This window comes from Synechococcus sp. N5 (assembly GCF_900473925.1).
Taxonomy (GTDB): domain Bacteria; phylum Cyanobacteriota; class Cyanobacteriia; order PCC-6307; family Cyanobiaceae; genus Parasynechococcus.
Window position 1 is genome coordinate 544,442 of record NZ_UCNI01000001.1, and the last position, 21,914, is coordinate 566,355.

Consider the following 21,914-nt stretch of genomic DNA (forward strand, 5'->3'; position numbering starts at 1 on the left):
GAATGGGGTCATGCATCGCCTTGCCACCTGTCCGGGTCTGGACCCACCGGAAGATGTGGTGCTCGTGGAGCAGCCGGGCGCGGATGTGCTGTTCCTCACCAGCGCAGGCACAGACATCAGCTGCCTGGACGCAAGCCTATCGAGCAACCCGGCCTGGAACGAGCGGATCCGGGCGTTGCCCCTTAGCTGCCTGGACCACCCAGCGCAGCTGGACCACTACCTGAACACCACCGCCCAGGCGGCGCACTTGATCGTGGTGCGCCTGCTCGGGAGCCGTGGGCACTGGAGCTACGGCCTGGAGCAACTGCAGCGCTGGTGCAGCGAAGCGAAGCAGCGACAATTGATCGTCCTTGCCGGAACGGCTGATCAGAACAACGAGCTGCATGGGTTGGGCTCCTGCAGCGCTGAACTGGCCGATCAGCTGTCGGCACTGCTGCGGGAAGGGGGCATCGACAACATGGGGCGGTTCCTTGGAGCTCTCGAGGCTCTGCTGGAGGGCACCCCCCCATCACCCGACAACGTTGCGGTGGTGCCTTGCCCCGATCCGATGCCCTGGGATTGGCGCGACGAAGCCTGGCCTGCGGTGGGCGTTGTTCTCTATCGGGCTCAGTTTCAAGCCGGAGACCTTGCCCTGGCGGATGCCCTCACGGCCGCACTTCGGAAGGAGGGACTGCGGCCCTGTCTGCTCTGGGTCAGCAGCCTGAGAAACCCGGCTGTGCAGGCCGGCGTCCACGACCTGTTGAATCAGCAAAACGCTCAGCTGGTGATTGCGGGCACGTCCTTTGCCTCGGTGCAGACCGAACAGGCCGGCCTTGGCAGCCCTCTCTGGGATCGGCTCGATCGACCGGTGTTGCAACTGCTCAGCAGCAGCCGCAGCCGGGCCCAGTGGCTGGAGAGCAGCCAGGGGCTGAATCCGATGGATCTGTCGTTGCAGGTGGTGATGCCGGAGCTGGATGCTCGGATCACCACGCGGCCCTGCGGTTTTCGTGACCACCTGCAGACCACCGGCCCCCTGGCCACGGCCATTCCCTGCCTGCAGCCGGATCCATCTGGACTCGCATGGCTGGCCGAGCACAGCCGTCGCTGGGTGGAGCTGCGACAGACCCCCTGTGCCCAGAGGCGCATCGCGATGGTGCTGGCCAACTATCCCGTTCGCGACGGTCGTGTGGCCAATGGCGTGGGCCTTGATACGCCAGACAGCACGGCGCGGATGCTCCGCTGGCTGGCTGACGCCGGCCATGACCTCGGTTCGGAAGCCTTGCCGGATTCAGGCGATGGCTTGATGCAACAGCTGTTGTCCGGCCGCACCAATGCACCGGAAGGTCAGCACCGCCCAGCGCTGGATCATCTGCCCCTCACCACCTATCAGAAATGGTGGACCAGCGTTCCGGAATCGGCTCGACGCTTGATCGAATCCCGTTGGGGACCTCCAGAAGCCGCCTGCGATCTGGATCCAAACAAGGGGTTTGCCATTCATGGCCTGCGCTTCGGCCATGTGGTGGTGCTGATCCAGCCGGATCGCGGTTATGACGCCGATCAGATCGCCGATCTCCACTCACCGGATCTGCCGCCACCGCACCGGTATCTGGCTCAGTACCTCTGGCTGCGCTGCATGCATCAGACCCAGGTGATGCTGCATGTGGGCAAGCACGGCAGTGCGGAATGGCTGCCGGGCAAGTCGGTGGGGTTGAGCGATGCCTGCGGCCCCGAGCTGGCCCTGGGAGCGATCCCTCACCTCTACCCCTTCATCGTCAACGATCCCGGCGAAGGATCTCAGGCCAAGCGACGGGGTCATGCCGTGGTACTGGACCACCTCACACCGCCCTTGGGGCGTGCTGGATTGCACGGACCACTGCAACGGTTGGAGGGCCTGCTGGATGAACTGGTGGAGGTGAGGCAGCTGGGCGGCCAGCGGGCCCGGGTGCTGGAACAGGCAGTGCATTCCAGCTTGCTGTCCCTCAACTGGCCTGGAATCCCCAGCCAAGCGGAGATTCGCCGCCAACCTGAGTTGCTGGAGACCTGTCTGGATCAGGCCGAGACCTATCTCTGCGAGCTCAAGGAATCGCAGATCCGCACGGGCTTGCATCGGTTTGGTGTGGCGCCATCGACAGAAGCCGCCGATGAGCTGCTGGTCGCCCTGGCCCGGCCCCCCAGAAAGGGGCAGCCCGGCTTGCTGCAGGCCATGGCCCTGCAGGCAGAACTGGGCTTTGACCCCTGGCAGCAGGACGAAGGCGACAAGCTCTCGGAGGCGGATCAGACCCGCCTGAGCTTGCTGGGTGGCGCGAACTGCCGACGGGTGGGGGATGGTTGCGCCTGGCTGGAACAGCAGGCCCAGTTGTTGATCCGATGGATCATCCATGGGGAACAGGGCGACGGACTGGCGAAACCGTTCCGGACCTGGAGCCGAAAGGATCCCTGCCTGCAGAACCTGCACCACGACCTCTGGCCCCGCTTGAACGGTTGTGCCTCAGCTGAAAAAGAGGCCTTCCTGCGGGGCATTCAGGGGCAGCGCATCGCTGCGGGACCCTCAGGAGCACCGAGTCGTGGTCGCCCCGATGTGTTGCCCACCGGCCGCAATTTTTATTCCGTCGATCTGCGGGGCTTGCCCACGGAAGCCGCCTGGGATCTGGGGCGACGATCGGCGGAGCAGTTACTGGATCTCCATCTGCTGGAGCAGGGGGAACCGCTGCGCCATCTGGCGTTATCGGTCTGGGGAACAGCAACGATGCGCAATGGCGGAGAAGACATCGCTCAGCTGCTGGCCCTGATCGGTGTTCGACCGGTTTGGGACGGCCCCACCCGAAGGTTGGTGGACCTGGAGGTGATCCCAGCCCGTTTGCTGGGTCGACCGCGGGTGGATGTGGTGCTGCGCATCTCCGGACTGTTTCGCGACGCCTTCCCCCAGTTGGTTGGCTGGGTGCATCAGGCCCAGTCGATGGTGGCGGCCCTTGATGAACCGGATGAACTGAATCCCCTGGCTGAGCTCACCCGTCAAGGCGGGCCCCAGGGCCGCATTTATGGGTCCCCCCCCGGTGCCTACGGAGCCGGTCTGCAAGTCCTGATCGACAGTGGCGCCTGGGATTCCCGAGCAGACCTGGGCCAGGCCTTTCTCAGTTGGAGCCAATGGTCGTACGACGGTGCCGCTGCCCCCAGCCTTGATCGTTCCGGCCTCGAGCAAGCCCTGGGCAGGGTGCAGGTGGTGCTCCATAACCAGGACAACCGCGAGCACGACCTGCTCGATTCCGACGACTACTACCAGTTCCAGGGGGGCCTCAGTGCAGCGGTGGAAGAGGTTTCAGGAGCACGGCCGCAACTGTGGTTCGGAGACCATTCACGCCCCGAACGCCCTCGTCTGCACCGCCTTGAAAAGGAACTCGACAAAGTGATGCGCAGCCGGATGCTCAACCCCCGCTGGATCGAGGGAATGATGCAGCACGGCTACAAGGGTGCCTTCGAGATGGGGGCCAGCCTGGACTACCTTTTTGCCTACGACGCCTCCACCGATCGCGTACCCGATTGGTGTTACGGCGCGCTTTGTGAGCAGTGGCTGAGCCAGACGAAAATTCTCGACTTCCTCAAGGGGAGCAACCCCTGGGTGCTGAGGGATATGGCCGAACGGCTGCTGGAGGCCTCGAATCGAGGCCTTTGGACGTCAGCAACGAAAGATCAGCTGCTTCACCTGCAACAGCTGGTGATCAGCAGCGAAGCCCAGATTGAACGGGGAAGCCCTATTTGTTGAGGTCGCGAACCATCTGACGGAACGGATCGATCGATCCAGGCTTGGAGGAAGGCGCAGCGGATCCAGCCTTGGCCACCGGTTCCTCTTTGGGATTCAGCTCTTCCTTACGGCCGAGGGGAGCAGCACCGGCAGGAGCAGGGGTGTTCACACCCGTGATGGCCGTGCCCTTGAGGCGCTTGCTCATCTCCTCGGTGCTCACCTGCTCAGCGAAGGTTTTCTTCACTGGCGTGGGAATGCCCGCGTTGAGACTGATTGATTCTTCCTTCTTGACGACGCCACCCAGGCCTTCGCTGCGCTTCTCGAGCTTCTCGGTTTCGGCAGCCACCTCCATGATCTGCTCCTTGGTGCCGGGACTGTCGACGGTGCCGGGGAAGGTGCGGCGAATCGTCTTCGACTCGCGCATGTAGTTCACATCCCCGAGGGAGGAGGAAGCGTCGGCATCAAGGAAGAACTCGGCCGGCTTCTCCTTTGCCGGCTTGCGCGGCTGAATCGTGGAGTCGGAATCTGCGGAATCCTTTTTCAGCAGACGATCCAAGAAGCCCATGTCGACCGGAACTGAGATGAAATGAACTTAGCGGCCGCAAAGGTCAATTCCATGGGTATCGGTGCCACACGTACGCAAAAGGCCAAGGTTGCTCAGCTGACGATCGATGGCCTCGCAGATCAACGGGCTGGCGGACCAGGTTGGTTGCATCTCGTAGTCGTACCAGGCCTCACCACCATCGAAACCAAGCCGGGCCGCCTCATCGATCAGCACGTCATGGCCCAGGCGGTAACGGGCGGGATGGGCCAACACTGCCAATCCACCGGCTTCATGGATGGCTTTCACCACCGCCTCAGCCCTTAGCGGTTCACCGACGACGGCATCACCACGGTTGTAGGGCTGGAGCGCAGGGTGGTTGAGCTCGAAGCCAAGGGCGAGCACATGAACGAGGCACCCCTTCAGCAGTGCACTGATTTCCATGCCGCTCCACACCGTGGGGACCTCAACACCGCTGGCACGCTTCTGATCCAGCCAGACCTGGATCTCCCGGTGGGCATGGCTGCTGTGGTGATCCGTCACCGCCAGGTGCTTGAGCCCACGCTCGGTGGCCTGCTGGATGAGCTCGAGCGGTTCGAGGCTGCCGTCACTGCAGATGGTGTGGCAGTGGAAGTTGTGCGTGGTGGGACAGCTCGACGGTCCCACCTGTTCGAGCACTGCTTGGAGGGGGTGGGTCATCTCAACCCTCATCTCAGGCTTTGGCGGAGGCTTCGGCCCGCAGGCGACGCCAACGGGCATAGAACTGAATCGACGCTGCCATGAACACCACCAGGGCGACGATGAACCAGGTCGCTGCGCTGGTGGGGAACTGCGTTTTGAACACCACCAGCATCACCACGATCACCAGCAGCAGCGTGGGCAGCTCATTCAAGGCACGCAGCTGCTTGCCTGACCAGGCACAGGTGCCGGCGTGGAGTTGGCCCATCAGTCGGTAACAGAACACGTGGTAAGCCAGCAGGGCCGCCACAAAAACGAGCTTGGCGTGCATCCAGCCCTGCTGAAGCCAGGAGGGCTGGGCCAGCAGCAACCCGATGGCCATCGATACCGCCACAGCCATTCCCGGCGTGGTGATGATGTTGGCGAGCCGTTTCTCCATCAAGGTGTACTGATCGCGGAACGGCTGCTGCAGTTCCGGCGCCAGTTCCTCCGTTTCAACGTGATAGATGAACAGGCGCACCAAATAGAAGAGGCCCGCAAACCACACCACGACCCCAACGATGTGCAGGGTCTTGAACCAGAGGTAGGCCTCGGGCGAAAACGTCATCAACACAACTGATCTGGGGCGACCTTACGCAGGGTTCAGGTGAGCGCGTCAAGAAAATCGCTGGCTCGACGCTGATGGGCCAACAGAACGTCGGGAGCCATGCGATCCAGGTTGCGGGCCATCATCGCTAGCCGGTATTGGCGCCGAAAGAAGTCTTGATGCCGATGGATGAACGTCCAGAACAGGCCATCCCAGATGTCACACCACTCGCCTTTGCGGTAATCCGACATCTTGCGCACGTAGTTCGAGCCGGAGAGATAGGGCTTGGTGGTGAAGATGCCACCATCAGCGAACTGACTCATGCCATAGACGTTGGGAACCATCACCCAGTCGTAGGCATCCACAAACAGCTCCATGAACCAGGTGTAGATCCGGGTTGGATGGAATCCGCAGAGGAGCATCACATTCCCCAGGAGCATCAGGCGTTCGATGTGATGGCAATAGCCGGTCTCCAGGGCATGGCGGATGGCGTCATCAATCGGGGGCAGACCCGTGGATGCGGTGTAGAAGGCGGAGGGAATCGGGCGATCGTCAAAGCCCCAGAAATTGCCGTTGCGCATCTCCACCCCATGGCGCCGGTACATCGCGGCCATGAACTCTCGCCAGCCGACGATCTGACGCAGAAATCCCTCCAATGAATTGAGGGGGATGTCACCGGCTGCAGCCCGCTCCAGCGTTCGATCCAGCACCTGCTGCGGCGTGAGCAGACCGATGTTGAGCATCGGCGTGAGCACGCTGTGCCACATCACCTGGTGCTGGGTGCTGATCGCATCCTCGTAAGCCCCGAACTGGCGCAGGCGTTGTTCGAGAAATTGATCCAGCCAACGGGCTGCATCGCCATGGGTGACGGGGTAATGGAACCCGTCCCAGCTGCCGATGCCGACCACCCCCTCCCGAATGAGTTGCTTCCGGGCGGATTCAACGATGGCGTTCGCTGCGCTGGAGCGTTCGGCTGGGGGCTCTGGAACCAGGATTCCTTTGGGGAGCTTCTTGCGGTTGTCGGCATCGAAACTCCAGCGGCCACCAACAGGACCACCATCAGGATTGATCAGCAGATCCAGTCGCTTGCGCTGCATCTCGTAGAAGCGACCCATCAGGGGCTTCTTGCCGGAGGCGAAATGGTCCTCGATGACGGCCTCTGGAGTGAGCAGCATCGGGGTGGCGACGATCTCCAGACCGCAGCCGTGGCGGGAGGCGAAGGCGGAGATCCGTTGGCTCAGAACATCGTCCACCGGATCCGCCAGATGAAAAGCCCGGTAGCCCTGCTCGACCAGATCCCCGAGGATCTCAGTGGTGCTGGCCGCCTGCCCCTGCAGCACCCGCAACACGGTGAAGCCCCTGGCCTGAAGCATCTCGGCATAGGCATTCATCGAGGCCCGATGCAGAAGCAGGCGCTGTCGATGTACCTGGATGGGCCAGCGGGGATCAGTGCCGAACAGCAGCGGATCTTCGATCAGGGCCACGGCCCGTCCCGGCTGAAGCGCGGGATGGTGCTCAAACAACTGATGGGGAAAAACGAGACTGAGATCCACCGTCAGCTGTCCTCCCCAGCAAGACGGCAGGCGCGTCGACCCAGGGCGGTGGCGTAGGCGCGATCCACGGGCCCTTCCATGGGGCTCAGCTGACCAGCCCGGCAATTCATCACCACTTTTTCGCGATGGCCCTGCTGATCGTTGAGCCGCAGCACCAACTGCCAGTGGTTCTTGGCGCTGCGGGTGATGCCGTCGGCACACACAGGCCCGGTGCAGAGCCCGGGAGATGCCCAGACCGGAGTGGCGAGAAAAAGCACTCCTGCCAGAGCCATGCAGAGATGACGGATCATGCGGAGAGTTCCTGAGGCTGCTCTTCTAAAGCAGCCCTGGCATCAGCGTCGGTTCCATCGTCGGAAGGATGGAAGAAATCGTGGATGTCGCGGGCCAGAGCCGGGCCGACGCCAGGGGCCTTGGACAGGGTCTCAACCGATGCCAGCTGGATGGCATCAATCGAATGGAAGTGGGCCAAGAGATCCTTGACCCGCTTGGGCCCAACCCCAGGGATGTCCGAGAGACGTGAACGCTTCATGCGCTCACCACGCTGCTGGCGATGGAAGCTGACAGCGAAACGGTGGGCTTCGTCGCGAAGGCGGCGAAGGAGCACAACTCCGAGCTGATCCGGTTCACTCTCCAGCGGCTGGCTTTCGCCGGGGAGAAACACCTCCTCGCGCTGCTTGGCGAGGGAGCAGACGTTGAGATCTTCGTGCAGATCAAGCTCGCGCAGGGCCTCCATCACGGCAGAGAGCTGGCCCTTGCCGCCGTCGATCATCACCACATCGGGCCAGTCGTTGAGGCCGTCGGTCTGCAGAGCGCTGCCACCTTTGTGACGCAGGGCACCCACATCCACTCCTTCCGCCTTGGCCCGGGCCCAGCGCCGAAAACGACGGCGCATGATTTCCGCCATCGCCATGAAGTCGTCGCTGTGGCCAGCGCGGATGCTGCTGCTGCGGATCTTGTACTTGCGGTAGTGCTGCTTGGCGGGCAGCCCGTCGATGAACACCACCTGGGAGGCCACGGCATCGCTGCCCTGGATGTGACTAATGTCGTAGCCCTCGATCCGCCGCGGCGGGGTGGGCAACTCCAACAGTTGCGCCAGATCCTCCGTGGCCAACGACTGCTTCTCCTGACCTTGCTTGGCGCGGAGTAGCTCAAACTCCGCGTTGCGCTGCACCAGTTCGATCAGGTCGGCTTTCTGCTGGCGCTGCGGGCAGTGGATCTGCACCCGACGCTCGCGCTGTTCCGAGAGCCAATCCTCCATCAGTTTCTGCTGGGGCAGAGCGTGCTGCACCAACAACTCGGGAGGCACCTCAACGGAATCCACCTGGCTGTAGTGCTCTTCGATCACCCGTTGCAGGATCAGTCCAGGTTCCAGACCTGAGGCGTCAGCGGTGTAGCCGAGACGTCCCACCAGCTTCCCGGCGCGCATCTGAAACAGCTGCACGGCTGCCAAACGTTCATCGAAGGCAAGGGCCAGCACATCGCGACTCACGGAGGAATCCGGAAGGCTCATCTTCTGATCGGCGGTGAGCTGATCCAGCCCCTGAATTTGATCGCGAACCCGGGCCGCCGACTCGTAGTCCATTCGCTCGGCATACCGCTCCATCTGCTCCTGAAGCAGCTGCTGCAGTTCATCGCTGCGGCCCTGGAACACCATCGCCACCTTGCGCAGGGTGCGGTGATAGTCCTCTGAGCTGATTTTTTCCTGGCAGACCCCTGGACAGCGCCCGATGCTGTAATTGAGGCAGGTGCGGTCGGGGTACATCGGCCGGGGTCGTTGCCGCAGTGGGAACACTCGCTTCACCAGGAACAGGGTGCGGCGCAGCAGCCCCACATCGACATAGGGCCCGTAAAAGCGATCCAGGGGGCTTCGGAAGCGACGGCGACGGGTGATGAAAATCCGCGGGTAGGCCTCACTCCAGGTGATGCAGAGGTAGGGGTATTTCTTGTCGTCCTTCAGCAGCACATTGAAGTGCGGCTGATGGTTCTTGATCAGGTTCGACTCGAGAACGAGGGCCTCCGCCTCGCTGTCGGTGACGATGAACTCAATCTCACAGACCTGGCGTGTCATCAGCCGGATCCGTGGCGACAGATCATGCCGACTGCGGAAATAGCTGCGCACGCGGCTGCGCAACGCCTTCGACTTGCCGACGTAGAGGATCCGGTCGTCGCCGTCCCGCATCAGATAGCAACCCGGCTCAGCGGGGATCTCCTTGAGCCGGCGTTCAAGACGCTCGGGCTGCGTCAGCAGCGGTGCACCGGAGGCGGCATCCACCGGGCCAGCTCAGCCGCCGTAATTCCAGCCGGTACTGGCCAGATTCAGGGCCTCGCCATCGGCGATCAGGCGCGCCGTTTTCACTTCGCCCACAAAAACGGTGTGGTCACCATGCTTGATCGAGCCCACGAGTTCGCACTCCACACCACCGACGGCATCGGTGAGCAGAGGAAGACCAAGTTCGCCCTCCTCGAAGGGTGCCGCTTCAAAGCGACCACCAAGTGCCTTCTGGGGCTTGAAGAACACGGCTGCCAGATCTTTCTGATCGGCCCGCAGCACGTTGAGCGAGAACTTACCGGTGGCCTCGATGATGGCGTGACTGCTGCTGTCAGCCCGAACACCCATCACCACCAAGGGCGGTTCGAACGATCCCTGGGTCACCCAGCTGGCCGTGAATCCGTTTACCTCATCACCGTTGCGAACGCCGCAGATGAAGAGCCCATGGGGGATCTTGCGAAGCAGGACCTTCTTGGCGTCGGCGTCGAGGCTCATGGCACGGATGCGTTGGCTGAAATCTAAACAGCGATCCACTGCATAGGATCCGCCCATCGCTGATTCCCGATGCGGGCGCTCTACCCCGGCAGTTTCGACCCACTCACCAATGGTCATATGGACCTGATCGAGCGGGCGGTGAGCCTGTTTGGAGAGGTGGTTGTCGCGGTGCTCAGCAATCCGAGCAAACGACCCGCGTTCAGTGTCGAAGAGCGGATAGAACAGATCCGCTCTTCGACAGGCCACCTCTCCGGCGTTGAGGTGATCAGTTTCGATGGCCTCACCGTGAACTGTGCCGTCACCCATCGCGCCGACCTGATCCTGAGGGGCCTGCGAGCGATGAGTGACTTCGAATACGAACTGCAGATCGCCCACACCAACCGCTCCTTGGCAGACGATCTGGAAACGGTGTTCATGGCCACGACGGCCCGCCACAGCTTCCTCAGCAGCTCGGTGGTGAAGGAAGTGGCCCGCTTCGGTGGATCGATCGACCACATGGTTCCGCCAGAGGTGGCGAAGGACCTCAACAGGCTCTTTAATTCAACTTTCCATGCCAACTGAGATGAACGACGTCCGGTTCTCCGTTCTCGATCAACTCGATCAGCTGGAGGAAGTTGTGCTGGAGGGCAGTCGGCTGCCCTTCACCGGCGGACGTCTGGTCAACGAAACGGATGCCGTCGAGCTGCTGGATGCCGTCCGCGATGAATTGCCGAAGGAGCTGGAGCGGGCCGCCAAACTGCTGGATCGCCGGGACGAGTTCATCAACACCGCCCGCAGGAACGCCGAGGAGATCGTTGAACAGGCCCAGCGTCAGCGCGAGCAGCTGGTGAACAACGCAGCCATCCGCCAGGAAGCGGAACGGCAGGTGAATGAGATGCGTGAGCAAGCCCGCCAGCAGTGTGAGCAGTTGCTCCAGAAAACGCGCGAGCAGGGGGCGAAGTTGGAGCAGGAGATGCAAAGCAAACTGGCCCAGTTGGAACAGCAGTTCGCCTCACGCCGCCAGCAGCTGGAGCAAGAAGCACTGGAGCGTCGCCAGCAGCTGGATCAAGAAGCGATCGAGCTGAAGCGCCAACACGCTGAACGACTCGACGCCAGCCGCCAACAGGCGCAGCAGGACCTGGAGACGATTCGCCGTGAAGCCCTGCGTCTGCAGAAGGAAGGCCGGGATGAGGCCGAGCGAATTCACAACGACGCGCTGCAGTTCCGCCAGCAGACCCAACAGCAGTGTGAGTCTCTGATCCAACGCAGCCGCCAGGAAGCAGCCGGCGTTCAGGACGGGGCCAACCGTTACGCCGAGCAGACCCTGGGGGAGCTGGAGGTTCGCCTCAAGGAAATGGCCCAGGTGGTCATGGCCGGCCGTCAGGAGCTCTCCAAGATTCAGACGATCCGCTCTGCGGCCCATGGCGCCAACGCTGGCGACGACAGCAAAACCGTTCCGTTCAGTCGGGCTCAGCGGGCAGCGTCACGGCTGCGGTCCATGCGGGGCAACGGCTGATCCGCTGGCTGGCCAGCAGGATCTGGCCCATCACGGAGTTGGGTGCATAGGACCCGTTGGCAATCATGCTCACGTAACGCGGTCCATTGGTAGTTTCAAGAATGCCGGAGATCGAACGAACTCCTCTAAGGGTGCCGGTCTTTCCCCAGAAGCGACCCACAAGTGTTGTGCCCCAGAAGTAGTTGCGCAGCGTTCCCCTCTGGCCTGCAATCGCCATCGAGGCCTGGTAGTAAGCCGCCAAGGGGTGTTGCGCCATGCGCCACAGCAGCACAGACAGGGAACGGCTTGTAAGACGGTTGCCCCGTGAGAGTCCGCTGCCGTCCCGCAGCCGAAGTCCCGTCATCGGGATGCCCTGGGCTTGCAACCAGCGGGTGGTGGCGATGGACGCACGGTTCGCATCCCAAACGTCCGCCGCTTCACGCATCAGCACCTCAGCGGTGAAATTGTGGCTCTCCGTGTTGGCCAGGCTGAGCAGGGCGTGCATCGGCGCGGAATCCTCGCTGTGCAGGACAACACTCGCTCGCCAGTTCCGAGCAAGGGCCGCCTCTCGGGTCCGCTGATCAACCATCTGCAGGCGGATCTGTCCCCCTTGCTGATGCGCGGTGGAGTTGAGGATCCGCTGCAGCCGTGCCGCTGGATCCATCACCGCCATGTGCAGGGCGTTGCTGGTGAGAGCAAGGCGGGTGATCGGTGCGCCGTAGGCGTAAGAGCGATCCGCAGGATCCCAATCGGCAGGCCACCAAAGTTGACGCGGTTCCTCCCGAACCATCAGCTGAACCGGCGCAGAGGCGGAGCTGGAGGTGCTGCTGGAGCCGCCCTGGCCGAGGGCCACCATGGCGAACTTTTGGATCTCGGCAATGCTGAGGTCGGGATCGCCCTCCCCCACGATCTCCAGTGATCCATCGGGATGACGCAACAGCTGCGTCTTCAGACGGAAGTCGGGGCCGAGGCGATCCAGGGCAAAGGCCGTGCTGACCAGTTTCTGATTCGATGCAGGAATCCGGGGGATCCCCCCGTTGAGATCAGCCAGCAGCTGACCCCGTTGATCGACAACGCTGACGCTCCAAAGCCGCTCTTCCGTGCCCACCGCTGATTCCAGGGCCGTCTGCAGGGCCGGACATAGTGCACCGCCGCTGAGCATGGCCTGGCCCTGACGCTGCACCACCGGAGGTGGTGCCAACAGTGGAGTCGCTGCCCTAACGGGCAACTGGGGCACCAGCACCAGCAGGGAAACCAGGGCAGAGCGAATCACAGAGGCATCACTCCGCTCACGACACCGTTCAAGCGGTAGAGGCGACCCTCCAGCTCAACGGGCACACCCACCTTGAGCTTGGTGCCACCGATCACAACACCGGAGGGTTTGATCTCAGCCTGCGCCTCCATCACAAACCGGGCATGGCGGGGTAGAGCCGTGGCGGGGGCATCGGCGAGCACCACCGAACCATCGGGCTGCACCGCCGTCAGTGAAGTGGTGACGTCATCCACCGACACCAGGCTCACCCGTCCGGCCGGTTGATTGCGAATCACGATGTTGAGGGCTGCTTCCTCCCGCACTGAATTCAGCAGCTGCTCGGGATCAGCGCTGTACAGCCGCACCACATCAACGCTCACCTGCACAGGTTTCACAGCACCAGTGGCCTTGGCGACCTCATTCGAGAGCTTTGGGGACCAGACAACCCCGGCCAGAGCGGCCAAGGCGACGACTCCAGCCACGGCATCGATGGGTGAAAGGGATCGAAGCCTGTTGAGCACCATCGAAGGGGAGCCTGGGCTTGAACCTTAAGGAGGGTCTGAGCCTGGATCAAGCCAGAGGCGGCTCAATTGCGCAGACCATCAAGGAAGCGGTCGACCCCGGACAGCTGTTGCTTGATGCTGTCGGGATCTTCACCGGCCAGAAGTGCTGCTGTGGTGTCGGGATCCGGACGTTCGGGGAGCACCTCCAATTGCCGGTAACCATCGGGATCCTGGCGATAGAGTCGCCAGTCATCGGGGAAGCAGCGCATCAACGCGCCTCCCTCCAGGGGCTGGAGCCAGTAGGCCTGCTGCCAGCTGGCCACGAAACCCTTTCGGCGCTCCCGGGCCACGCTACCGATGCCGACGGCGGCGTCTTCGAGACGTCCATTCAGCATCAGAACCACTCCTGCGTGGTTCTCACACAAGTCCTGGAACTCCTCGTAATCCGCAGGGGAGGGGTTCACCGCAAGCAGAAGGCGGGTGTCGGGGGCATCGCTCTCCGCCCGTTTGAGCTGATTGAAATCAAGGATCACCTCCTTGAGGTCCTCCGCATCGCGCCGGGCCAGGGCGGCAGCGCCGGCATCGGGCCAAACCATCAACAGGTCCTGACCGGCAGCGATGAGTGCTCGGGCCAGCCGTACCGCCACCGGAAGTAGGCGAAGCCCTTCAAAACGGAGGCTTGCGGCCCAACGTTGACCGTCGCCGGATCCAACGGCCGCCAGGGCGGCTTGCAGCATGGCCTCCTCGGCGGCGAGAAGATCCGCGGGGAGGGCGAGACAGGAAGCATCGGATTGAGTCATCGCCAAAGCATGTCAGGAAAATGCCTCGAGCACGGATGCAAAACGGCCGGGAACGGCGTCGAGATCCTGATCCGACAACCAGGGGCCAAGGCTCAACCGCAGGCCCGACTGACGTTCAGGCCCGGGAATGCCCATGGCCGTGAGCACAGCACTGTCGGCACTGCTGCCACTGCTGCAGGCACTGCCGCTGCTGCAGGCCACCCCCGCCGCCGCCAGCCGTCGCACCAGATCGCGTCCGGGCAGCGGCTGTCCACCAACGGTTTTGGCCAACAGCGCGATGTGATGGGGCAGACGCTGATCGGGAGAAGGGCCGCAGAGCTGAAGCTGGGGTAGCGCCAGCAGGCGTTCGAGCAATTGATCCCGTTGACGACGGATTTGAGTTGAGCTGCCCGGTGGAACCTGCTGGCTGACGGGGTCAAAGCTGGGAAGGGCCATCAGGGCTTCGGCCATGCCGCCCACCAACGCAACAGGTTCGGTACCAGAGCGCAGGCCGTGCTCCTGTCCACCGCCGCCCTGGAGCGGTGAAAGGTCCACACCCGGGGCACGAATCAACAGGCCCACGCCCCGGGGGCCGCGGAACTTGTGGGCGGAGAGGGTCAGCAGATCAACGCCGAGCCGCTCGAAGGCGAAGCAACCCTGGGGCACAAGCTGGGTGGCATCGCTATGGATGACGATGCCGCGCTCGCGGCAGGCCCGAGCAATCGTGCTGATCGGTTGCAGTGCACCCACCTCGCCCTGGGCTGCAATCAGGGAAACCAATCGGGTTGGAGCGGACAACAACCGATCGAGCTGATGGAGCCGCAGTACGCCCTGCCCATCAACGGGCCATTCGGCAATGCTCCAGCCCAGGGCTTCCAGTTGGTGCGCCGCAGCAACCACCGCCGGATGCTCCACCGCAGAGATCACCAACCGGCCCGGGACAAGACCGGCGGCACTGCCGAGCAAGGCAAGGTGCACGGATTCCGTCGCCCCTGAGGTGACGATCAACTGGTCAGGATTGACAGCAAAGCGCTCGGCGATGCTCCAGCGCGCTCGCTCCAGAGCTTCAGCTGCTACCAACCCAGCCCCATGGAGGCTGCTGGGGTTGGCCCAGGCCGTCTGCTGCAACTGCTGCATCGCCGCGATCACCGCCGGCAGGGGCGGTGTCGTGGCAGCAGCATCCAGGTAGAGCTCAGGGGGTTCCACGCTCGAACCGCGCCTTGGTGCGCTGCTCCAGTGACTCACTGGCGAGATTGAGCATCGAGTCGAGGGACGTGCTGCTGAGGAAAGCCTGCACCTTCTGCTGCGCCTCATCGCGGAGACAGCGGTCGGGGCGCTGACACTGCTCAGCGCAATCCTTGGAGCAATCGAAGTCGGTTGCGGCCGTCGGTGCAGGTGGAGCGGCAGGGGCTTCGCTGGTCGAAGCCATCGAGGATCCTGCCGGCACCAGATCGGGCGTCAGCACCCCGTCAAACACCGCTTCGGCGGGTCCCGTCATCAGCACGGAACCGGAGCGATCACGCCACCCAATCATCAGCGGACCGCCGGGCAGCACCACCTCAGCGCAGTCATCGGCGAGGCCCAGCAGCACCGCCGCGACCAGGGTGGCGCAGGCACCGGTGCCGCAGGCCAATGTCGGGCCAGCACCCCGTTCCCAGACCCGGATCTCCAGCCGCTCACGGCTATGCACCTGGAGGAAATGAACGTTGGTCTTGGCCGGGAAGGCCGGATGGACCTCCAGGGCAGCACCCCAGGCATCAAAGGGAATGCTGGCCAGGTCGTCGACGGGCACCACCACATGGGGATTGCCCATGCCGACGGCCGCCACCTTCAGTTGTTCTCCCTCCAGCAGCAGCACCCCCTGCGGCAGGCCGTCTTCGGGCATCAGGGTTGTGGGGATGCCCTCGGAGGTGAGGAAAGGAGGACCCATGTCCACCCGCAACTGGCCATCGGCCACCAGTTCGGGGCGAATCATTCCCGCCAGGGTTTCGATGTCCCAGCGGCGGCCTGGGGCATCACCGTCGGTGTCGGCCAGGTAGCGGGCCAGGCAGCGAATGCCGTTGCCACACATTTCGGCCTCACTGCCATCGGCATTGAGAATCCGCATGCGCAGTTCTCCCTCCGCCTGAGCAGGCAGCGCCAGAATTAGGCCATCGCCACCAACGCCGAAGCGCCGATCACAGATGCGCCGCACCCAGGCGGGATCGGGATTGCTGATGGCATCGGGCAGTTGTCCCTGCCGGCCTTCAACGATCAGGAAGTCGTTGCCAAGTCCCTGATATTTGCTGAACTGAAGCATTTGTTGATATAGCTGGGATTTGGGCGGTTTTGAGCGGTTGGTATCTGGTTGGTATCAGGCGCTTTTGGCCTTCAACAGATCGCGTGACTCGGGTTCACGCATACCGGCTGTCGACTCGACCGCGCCGCTCAATCCGGTGGTGCATCCAGTTTAAAAAATCTTTGATACCAACCCTTCTGACCTTCTATACAAACCGACTGCGAAAAACGTAGCCAGGCACAGGTTCTGCAGCAGTTTCAGCAGGAGTGCTGCACGCATTCTGTAGAACACCCAAGGTGATCGACGTTCAGTCGAAAAATCAGCTGTCGTCGTCGCTCTTGTCTTCCGGCAGCTCGGTGGATGCAGGCGTCTTCGCCTTACTGCTGAAGATCACCTTTGCAATAACAAAGGCAATCGCAATCGCGCCCAGCAGAAAGCCAAGAAGCTCCATTGCTGATCAGGCTTCGATTTCAGCCTTCTCGTCAGCTTTCTGAGGAACCTCAGTGGAGGTTTGCTCAGCTGTCTCGGCGTTGTGGTGACAGGCGTTGGCGCCGCCAACGAAAACCAGCACAGCCATGACAGCGGCGATCACCACAGCGGCACGAACGCGCAGGACGCCGTACGAAGCACTGATGTCAGCCGTGTTCAGGTGTTTCATGCCGATGAAGCTAACGGCGTTTTGAACCAATAAGCGGGTCTTTTGATACAGGTCGGCTCAGACCCTTGAAACGCCCACCGTGATCGTCGGATGAGAGATCGCTCTGAGAAGCCAAGAGACGTCTCGTCAGTAGTAGGCGATACCACTGAACAGACGTTCACGGAAGATTTTCCGGAAACTAAAACCTGTCCAAAAAGTCGCTGCAAACCCCGGCGTTAGCCCCCATATTTGGGATCCGGGCAGCAAACACGTAATACGTGGCACTGTCTAGGCAGCACCGGGAGAGCGACCTGGTGGCTGGCAGAAATAGCTCCCTTGGCATGAGCGATTGCCAGGGGGAGCTTTCTGCGCTCTTCAGATCTCTGAAAAGAGTTGGTGCATTTGCGACAAGCACTTGTATCGCAGCGAGCTTGTTCATACGGATACCGCATCGCTCGGGGAGAACAGCGTTCTCCTCGCGGTTCCGTCGCCCCACATCTTTGATTCGGTAGTGGCTGTTGGAAGTCAGCCCCGCCGATAGAAGGGGCTGCTAGGCCGCCACTGGCTCGTGGATTCTTGGCACGATATGGGTCACCAGATCGGCGTTGATCCAACGGATCACACCAGTGTCCACGTTTTCCACTTGGAAGAGGGTCGGGACCTTGGCGTTCCTTGCTCCACCCTCGACAAACACGACATCGCCCATCCACCAATCACCGTTCTCTTCAACGATCACGGTCACCCCTGCTTTGACGTGCAGGAACAGTGGGTCGCGGTCAGGCCGTGCTGTGACGACCGAATGATCAACCAACATTCCACTTCTCTTGTCGCACCTCACCAGGTAAGCAGTAGTACAGGTGAACTGCAATGAGTAAAACCGACGATCGAAGTTCGGTTGACCCTGGCTAGAGCGAGCAGCTTTACCTGTCGCAACCCGCTTCGTTAAGACACCCAGGGATATGTGACAAGCTGAACTTTTTGTCTCGGTTGAGTCAAACGGGACTCGATTTGCTGCCTATTCCTAAAGGAAGCAGGGATGCAGAGCATGAAAGCAACAAAACTCACCGCCGCCCCGCAGGGCTTTGAGTACTACAGGGTTTGCGACCAGGAAGGCGTCTGCCGCGTAGTCAGAGGCATGTGGGCAGCCAAGGAACTCATAGAGGACAGGCCTGATCTGACCGCCACTAGGACAAAGCTCTACCCAGCGGATTGGAGTTAAAGCCCTGAATCCGAAGACATGACAGAGCAGCTGTTTGGAGGTTGATCGAATGCTGAACCCAATCTGCGAGGTCCGGGTCGATGAAGTCATCGACAAGAGGAAAACCCATAGGGGCGTTGCTATTGCCATCCTTGTTTACCACAAGGAAAGTCATTATTCCTGTGATGTATTTATTGACGAATTTCCCGCTGGTTTTCTGCCAAACATTTTGATGGGAGAAGAAATTTCAGCTATCAAGTTTTCAGGAACTTGGAATGGCAAGAAAGTTCTTCGATTCAGAGCTTTGGCATGGACTTACCAAACCGATCAGTTGAAAGCCAAGATCTTTGGACTGATGCTCAATGCCATTGGATCAGATATAGAAGGAATTGAATGGAGGGGTGGGGAATCCCTAGCCGTTGGTGATGGCAATGAGCTTGCTCAACGCCTGGACGAGCTGCTCAAAAAAGATGTTCCTGACATTGAGCCGGAGGACGAATTTGATTTTTGAATAGCCCTATCAATGCACGCTGGATAATTTATCTGGCGTGCTTATTTACTGTCTGTGCTCGACCCAAAAAGCTAAGAGCTGCTCATAAGAAGGAGCCATAGGCGCCTTGTGCTCTACCAAGAATGCAACTATGTCTGCCTTTCTCTTGGCCTTACTCCTCCCAGGCAAGTTCATACGCGTAGCAATTGCCTTGAGCTCAGGAACCTTCAAGCTCTGAAGCTCTGATGCCTGTGCTGGTGGAAGAGAACGGAAGTTTGCGGGTGCTAGCTGCTTGGCCTCTATGGCAGTCCGAAGCTCCTGCAGGCCAGCTGCAGTGTCTTCGATGTGTTGACCTACTAGGCGAGCAAGCTTTTTATCGGTCTCGTTGACCGCTGCTACAGCTGCCTTGAGGTCACTCGCCAGACCCATCGGTAATCACCTTGGGAGCAGTACGAGCACCTTGGCGAGATTGCCGCAGGAATGCCATGAAGCGACTGAAGGCTGCGAAGAGCTTCTGCCAGCTAGCGATACCGCCTTTGAAGTCCTCCATTGCAAGCTCAAGCTCATCGCCTGCTTGCTCGACCACCTCAAGTGACTCGGCGTAGTGCTTCAGGATCTTGTTCAGCTCTGCCTTCTGTTGGAACAGGAGGCCGGACTCCTCGGCAAAAGCCCTGAGCTTCTCTTGCTGCTCAACGACGATGGCGAGCTGACGGTCACGATCAGCCCTGATCTGACCACGACTGCGGTTGATGCTGATCGCTGTCTTGCGTAGGTCGTTGTATGTCTTCCGAAGCACCTGTGACTCAGGGTTCTTCGGGAACCTGGGTTCAGTGATCGCTTCCGGCTTCATACGACCTAATCGTTAGATCGCGACCCTACAGCGATGACGGCTCTGGCTCAAGTGACGGAGCCAGTGATTCCATCAAAAGGCTGACAGGCACTGGATTCATGCATCAAAATGAGGGGTAAGCGCGTCGTCTTGATGCAGCACGTCAAGCTCCGTCAAATACAGCTGAAGAACCACCCATCGCTAAATGAGCGTTGGGTACAGAACGTTATTGCTGATGACCCATCGATCTTGGGGATCGGAGATGTCGTCCTTAAAGACAAAGAGAGAGTCCATAGGAATGCAGGTCGGCTAGATCTACTGCTGCAAGAAGCGGATGGTCACGGCCGCTATGAGGTGGAAATACAACTGGGAGCCTCAGATGAATCACACATAATTAGAACAATCGAATATTGGGATATTGAAAGGAAAAGGTATCCTCAATATGATCACACGGCTGTAATAGTTGCCGAGGATATAACAAGTCGATTCCTAAACGTAATTAGCCTCTTCAATGGTCATATCCCAATTATGGCTATTCAATTCAGTGCTATCGAGACAGGAGAGGGAGTGGGATTGCACTTCACCACTGTCCTGGACACTGTCTCAAGAGGATTTGTAGACGATGACGAAGAGGTTGCCCAAATAACTGATCGCTCTTATTGGGAGAACAGAGGCAGTAAGAAAACGATCTCATTGGCCGATAAGATACTGGCGATATGCTCAGAGTTCCTGCCTAGCTCTACGGAATTCAGTTATAACAAGCATTATATGGGATTTTGGATTGACGGAAGAGCAAATAATTTTGCAATCTGCAGACCGCAGAAATCAGTCCTACGACTGGATATCAAGATTCCAAAGTCACAAGAGAACGATCAGTTCATTGAATCCGCTGAACTTGATTGCCTTGATTACGATTCTCGATGGAAGCAATACAGAATCCGGGTTACGGAGAATGATCTTGAGCAAAAGAGAGAGGCACTTCTTCACCTACTGAGAAGTGCATATGAAATCAGGATAAACTGATTGATGGAAGACAAACCACTCTCACCAAAATGGTTCATCCAAGCCATGGCTTTGCTTGCTGTTGCTGGGATGACGATTCCATTGGTTGCGGGAGTAGCAGGATTCATAAAAGACGAGATAATGAGATCGCCCTCTGTTGAAAGAGCAAAGCAATGAAGTCGGCTTTAGCAGTCATTCTTCTTTCGCTTCCGGTCCAAGCCATAGCCGAGACTGAAGATCAGAATCTGGTAAGGACGCCAACTACCTATAAGGAATGCATTCAAAGAGCATCTGACATCAATTCAAAGTGGGTTGAATATCAATCTGACGTCAATGAATGTAGAACCCAGTTTGGAGTTTCTGGAGAGTACTGAGCCTCTTCTGGAAACATCCCTTTTGTAAGTGGTTCGTTGTATCGCAGCTTGGCAACACCATGTTCAACATAGGGCTCAAACTCAAGTTGCTTGTAAGTGTTATGGTTCATTTATTGTTGGGATAATTGTCAGTAATCAGGATCTTCATCTTTTCAAGCCTTGGGCTCATTGGTGTGTCACGACTAACGCCTTCCTTGAACCGAAGATAAAAGTTGCCCGTTGCGTATTCGTAGAAGGTCACGAATGCATCGTCTAGTTTTGTAATTGGTTCTGTCATTTTTTACCGTATTAGCTTTTGTTCAAGATCTTTTCCTTCACTGTCTTCATCCAGCAAGACTGCTGTAATGGTATTCACTAGGAAGGTTTGGACAAGAAGAAAGGTAAAACCCCCCTTACCCCCCATTAATGAATGGCGAATAAGGTTGGTCTTGCCTGGCATGTCCAGTGAGATGCTGCCCATAAGGGCTTCACTGAGGACGTTTACGGCGAAGAAGAAAAGGACCCCAAACCTCGAAAGAAGACCATCAATAATGCATTACCCAAGAGGTGCAGCATCTCGTGTTGATAGCTCTTACCAGTACCCATGACTGGCGGCATGCCTGCGTTGCTATCTCACAGGACGGTCAATTGTCGTTGTAGTCAGATTGTTTGCTGCGTTTAAGGTCCAGCTTGACCAAGTGTTCAGGTGTTGTCTCTGTATACATGTCCTACCGCTTCTCCCTGTATACATGTGGGATCACTTTCTCCCCCTTATACATAACGGGTTAAAGAGTTTATCCCTCTATACATCAGGGATTGCTTCTCCCTGGAGAAGGCAGGGAGCTGGAGGTTCTCCTGTATTAACCGGGTACCGTCCTTCTTTCTGCTTATACGGCAGGGGTTAACTCCTCCTGTAGACATAACGGGTTAGAGAGCCTCTCTCTCGTATACACCGGAAATCGAACTTCTCTCTGTATACGGAAGGGATTGGTTCGGTAATGCGAACTGCACGTTCCAGATGATCCGCAGTAGAAAGAATGCAGAGAGAAGGAAGGATCAATGCTCAACGAAATGCTCTTCAATCTGTTCCTCGTGCAGTTCGGCACTGTTGCTGCAATTACCGCTTGCATCGTCGGTGCAATGTATCTGTTCTATGCGGAGATAATTGCTCTTGATAAATGTGATCCTGAGAGGTCTTTAGAAGCCCCTGTAACGCCTCTTGATGAGTGTGCGTGAGGGGATTCATGCTTCGGTTTTCTTGGAGCCACTTGTGGGCGAT

At 59.6% G+C, this 21,914-nt stretch carries 23 protein-coding genes; 7 read left to right on the top strand and 16 right to left on the bottom strand.

The features are described from left to right. The first annotated feature begins 10 nt into the window (after positions 1-10). Positions 11-3,739, top strand: a complete 3,729-nt coding sequence (gene cobN, locus DXY03_RS03115; RefSeq protein WP_115009060.1) for a cobaltochelatase subunit CobN — start codon at positions 11-13, stop codon at positions 3,737-3,739. On the opposite strand, the gene DXY03_RS03120 is transcribed toward cobN, so the two are convergent. Genes DXY03_RS03120 through DXY03_RS03150 form a run of 7 tightly spaced genes read right to left on the bottom strand, consistent with a single transcriptional unit; the run spans position 3,729 to position 9,840 of the window. Beyond that, positions 3,729-4,283 carry a hypothetical protein gene (locus DXY03_RS03120; RefSeq protein ID WP_115009061.1) on the bottom strand — a complete coding sequence of 185 codons (555 nt, stop codon included), beginning with the start codon at positions 4,281-4,283 and terminating at the stop codon, positions 3,729-3,731. The two genes, cobN and DXY03_RS03120, sit on opposite strands and share 11 nt — an antisense overlap. A gap of 27 nt (positions 4,284-4,310) precedes the next feature. Then, positions 4,311-4,958 (bottom strand): PHP domain-containing protein, encoded by a 648-nt coding sequence (locus DXY03_RS03125; RefSeq protein WP_115009062.1) that lies wholly within the window; start codon positions 4,956-4,958, stop codon positions 4,311-4,313. Positions 4,959-4,971: 13 nt separating this feature from the next. Next, entirely contained in the window at positions 4,972-5,544 is a 573-nt protein-coding gene (hemJ, locus tag DXY03_RS03130) for a protoporphyrinogen oxidase HemJ (protein ID WP_115009063.1), read from the bottom strand. A 35-nt stretch (positions 5,545-5,579) separates the two neighbouring features. Further along, positions 5,580-7,076 carry a cryptochrome/photolyase family protein gene (locus DXY03_RS03135; protein WP_115009064.1) on the bottom strand — a complete coding sequence of 499 codons (1,497 nt, stop codon included), beginning with the start codon at positions 7,074-7,076 and terminating at the stop codon, positions 5,580-5,582. Between the two features lie 2 nt (positions 7,077-7,078). Further along, positions 7,079-7,366: a hypothetical protein gene (locus tag DXY03_RS03140; RefSeq protein WP_115009065.1), complete on the bottom strand. Its 288-nt coding sequence runs from the start codon at positions 7,364-7,366 to the stop codon at positions 7,079-7,081. Further along, positions 7,363-9,348: an excinuclease ABC subunit UvrC gene (gene uvrC, locus DXY03_RS03145; RefSeq protein ID WP_115009066.1), complete on the bottom strand. Its 1,986-nt coding sequence runs from the start codon at positions 9,346-9,348 to the stop codon at positions 7,363-7,365. Before uvrC ends, DXY03_RS03140 begins: the two co-directional genes overlap by 4 nt. A gap of 9 nt (positions 9,349-9,357) precedes the next feature. Then, positions 9,358-9,840 carry a flavin reductase family protein gene (locus DXY03_RS03150; protein WP_115009275.1) on the bottom strand — a complete coding sequence of 161 codons (483 nt, stop codon included), beginning with the start codon at positions 9,838-9,840 and terminating at the stop codon, positions 9,358-9,360. A 69-nt stretch (positions 9,841-9,909) separates the two neighbouring features. Between DXY03_RS03150 and coaD the strand changes: the two genes are divergently transcribed. After that, positions 9,910-10,401: a pantetheine-phosphate adenylyltransferase gene (coaD, locus tag DXY03_RS03155; protein ID WP_115009067.1), complete on the top strand. Its 492-nt coding sequence runs from the start codon at positions 9,910-9,912 to the stop codon at positions 10,399-10,401. Between the two features lies 1 nt (position 10,402). Next, complete coding sequence (locus DXY03_RS03160; RefSeq protein WP_115009068.1) at positions 10,403-11,335, top strand: hypothetical protein; 933 nt, start codon at positions 10,403-10,405, stop codon at positions 11,333-11,335. Here the strand turns inward: DXY03_RS03160 and dacB are convergent. The 8 genes from dacB to DXY03_RS03195 form a co-directional block, all read right to left on the bottom strand. Beyond that, complete coding sequence (gene dacB / locus DXY03_RS03165; RefSeq protein WP_115009069.1) at positions 11,280-12,587, bottom strand: D-alanyl-D-alanine carboxypeptidase/D-alanyl-D-alanine-endopeptidase; 1,308 nt, start codon at positions 12,585-12,587, stop codon at positions 11,280-11,282. The genes DXY03_RS03160 and dacB overlap by 56 nt on opposite strands. Beyond that, positions 12,584-13,090 (bottom strand): DUF4330 domain-containing protein, encoded by a 507-nt coding sequence (locus DXY03_RS03170; protein ID WP_115009070.1) that lies wholly within the window; start codon positions 13,088-13,090, stop codon positions 12,584-12,586. Before DXY03_RS03170 ends, dacB begins: the two co-directional genes overlap by 4 nt. Before the next feature lie 62 nt (positions 13,091-13,152). Continuing rightward, positions 13,153-13,869, bottom strand: a complete 717-nt coding sequence (locus tag DXY03_RS03175) for a DUF1995 family protein (RefSeq protein WP_115009071.1) — start codon at positions 13,867-13,869, stop codon at positions 13,153-13,155. A 12-nt stretch (positions 13,870-13,881) separates the two neighbouring features. Beyond that, entirely contained in the window at positions 13,882-15,054 is a 1,173-nt protein-coding gene (locus DXY03_RS03180) for a cysteine desulfurase family protein (RefSeq protein WP_115009072.1), read from the bottom strand. Next, positions 15,041-16,147, bottom strand: coding sequence for a diaminopimelate epimerase (dapF, locus tag DXY03_RS03185; protein WP_115009073.1), 1,107 nt, complete (start codon positions 16,145-16,147; stop codon positions 15,041-15,043). The genes DXY03_RS03180 and dapF overlap by 14 nt, the downstream gene beginning before the upstream one ends. Before the next feature lie 298 nt (positions 16,148-16,445). Beyond that, positions 16,446-16,577 (bottom strand): hypothetical protein, encoded by a 132-nt coding sequence (locus tag DXY03_RS12705; protein WP_256377231.1) that lies wholly within the window; start codon positions 16,575-16,577, stop codon positions 16,446-16,448. Between the two features lie 6 nt (positions 16,578-16,583). Next, the gene (locus DXY03_RS03190) at positions 16,584-16,784 is read right to left on the bottom strand and encodes a hypothetical protein (RefSeq protein WP_115009074.1); all 201 of its coding nucleotides are present in this window, start codon (positions 16,782-16,784) and stop codon (positions 16,584-16,586) included. Between the two features lie 529 nt (positions 16,785-17,313). Next, positions 17,314-17,577 carry a DUF3104 domain-containing protein gene (locus DXY03_RS03195; RefSeq protein ID WP_115009075.1) on the bottom strand — a complete coding sequence of 88 codons (264 nt, stop codon included), beginning with the start codon at positions 17,575-17,577 and terminating at the stop codon, positions 17,314-17,316. Between the two features lie 454 nt (positions 17,578-18,031). Here DXY03_RS03195 and DXY03_RS03205 point away from each other — a divergent pair, with 454 nt between their 5' ends. Continuing rightward, on the top strand, positions 18,032-18,472 hold the full coding sequence (locus tag DXY03_RS03205; protein WP_115009076.1) for a hypothetical protein: 441 nt from the start codon (positions 18,032-18,034) through the stop codon (positions 18,470-18,472). Between the two features lie 391 nt (positions 18,473-18,863). On the opposite strand, the gene DXY03_RS03215 is transcribed toward DXY03_RS03205, so the two are convergent. Then, positions 18,864-19,247: a hypothetical protein gene (locus tag DXY03_RS03215; RefSeq protein WP_136987623.1), complete on the bottom strand. Its 384-nt coding sequence runs from the start codon at positions 19,245-19,247 to the stop codon at positions 18,864-18,866. Positions 19,248-19,433: 186 nt separating this feature from the next. On the opposite strand from DXY03_RS03215, the gene DXY03_RS03220 reads away from it, so the two are divergent. From DXY03_RS03220 to DXY03_RS12095, 3 genes are all read left to right on the top strand, one after another. Beyond that, positions 19,434-20,303: a DUF5655 domain-containing protein gene (locus tag DXY03_RS03220; RefSeq protein ID WP_115009276.1), complete on the top strand. Its 870-nt coding sequence runs from the start codon at positions 19,434-19,436 to the stop codon at positions 20,301-20,303. A gap of 3 nt (positions 20,304-20,306) precedes the next feature. Continuing rightward, entirely contained in the window at positions 20,307-20,459 is a 153-nt protein-coding gene (locus DXY03_RS12450; RefSeq protein ID WP_206749719.1) for a hypothetical protein, read from the top strand. A gap of 1,235 nt (positions 20,460-21,694) precedes the next feature. Continuing rightward, a complete protein-coding gene (locus tag DXY03_RS12095; RefSeq protein ID WP_170951953.1) occupies positions 21,695-21,871 on the top strand; it encodes a hypothetical protein in 177 nt (58 codons plus the stop codon). The last annotated feature ends 43 nt before the right edge of the window (positions 21,872-21,914 follow it).